The organism is Gilvimarinus sp. 1_MG-2023, assembly GCF_030548285.1.
Genome location: NZ_JAUOSC010000630.1, coordinates 1 through 313, shown reverse-complemented (window position 1 = coordinate 313; position 313 = coordinate 1). Strand labels below are relative to the sequence as shown.

Genomic DNA, 313 nt, shown 5'->3' with positions numbered 1-313 from the left:
AATCTGGCTATCCGAGCCGATAGCCAGGCTCCGCAGCTGGATGGAGTCCGCAATCAAATGTGTCATATGCTCCTGGAACAACTTCAGATCGACCTCAATATCAGGGCCTGAAAAACGGCCATAGTAGCCAAGTTCCGTACTGATAATTCGTTCATGATCGAGATCCCGGGACTCCGGCCATTGATGTATAAAAAACGTCCCTTCCGAAATGCCCAGATAATTATCATCCAGGCCACTGATGATTACATTATAGTTGGGATTTTGCTCCAGCAAATCGGGTGAGCGCACCGCCTCGGAATGAATCAGGCGAATT

The 313-nt window shown here is 48.6% G+C and carries 1 protein-coding gene; it reads right to left on the bottom strand.

What is annotated here, in order from left to right:
• The coding region (locus Q4563_RS18390; protein ID WP_303605536.1) for a hypothetical protein at positions 1-313 on the bottom strand (313 nt) is incomplete at both ends.